Annotated in this window: 1 protein-coding gene; it reads right to left on the bottom strand. The window is 67.9% G+C overall.

Features of this window, described 5'->3' with window-relative positions:
- A partial coding sequence (locus K8640_RS42365) for an AMP-binding protein (protein WP_223752281.1) occupies nucleotides 1-939 on the bottom strand: 939 nt, incomplete at both ends.

Genomic DNA, 939 nt, shown 5'->3' with positions numbered 1-939 from the left:
CCTCTCTCTCCGACGTCCGACTCCTTCTGCATCCTCCACGTCGTCGTGAACGTCGTGTTCTCCGTCGGGCCGTACCCGTTGATGAGCGTGCCTCCCGCGCGCAGCCGCTCCTTCACCCGCTGCACCGGCAGCACGTCTCCTCCCGCCAGTACCTGCTTCACTCCCGCCAGTGCCTCCAGCTGGTACGCCTGCATCTGCTCGAAGAGCGCCGCTGTCAGCCACAGCGACGTCACCTGGTGCGCCTTCAGCGTCGCCGCCACTTCCTCCAGCGCAAGCTCCTTCGCCGGGTACACCACCAGCTTCGCTCCGTTCAGCAGCGCGCCCCATACCTCCAGCGTCGACGCGTCGAAGCCCACCGGCGCCAACTGCAACCACACCTCCTCCGCGCTGAAGCTCGCGTACGTGGCTCCCTTCACCAGCCTCGCCACTGCCTTCTGCGGCACGCCCACGCCCTTCGGCGTCCCCGTGCTTCCCGACGTGTACATGACGTACGCCAGACTGCTTCCATCTCCTCGGAGCGGCGGGTTGCTCTTTGGCTGACGTCCAATCAACGCCGCGTCCGCGTCGAGGCTCACCACCACGTCCGCGCTCTCCGCCACCTCCTCCACCAACTCCTCGCGGCCCACCACCACCGCCACCCCCGCCTCCCTCTTCATCCACCTCATTCGCTCCGCCGGGTTGCTCCCCTCCAGCGGCACGTACGCTCCTCCCGCCTTCACCACCCCCAGCACCGCCACCACCCACTCCAACGAGCGCTCCACGCTCAGCCCCACCCTCACCTCGGGGACCACTCCCACTCCCCTCAAGTGGTGCGCCAGCTGATTCGCTCTCTCGTTGAGCTGCCCGTACGTCAGTGACTCCCCGGCACTGTCGACCACCGCGACCGCGTCAGGTCCAGCGGCCACCGTCGCTTCGAACAGCCCGGCCAGGGTCTGCTCA

It is taken from the genome of Myxococcus sp. XM-1-1-1, assembly GCF_020037095.1.
In the GTDB taxonomy this organism is placed as follows: Bacteria; Myxococcota; Myxococcia; order Myxococcales; family Myxococcaceae; genus Myxococcus; species Myxococcus fulvus.
This window is presented reverse-complemented; position numbering and strand designations above follow the sequence as displayed.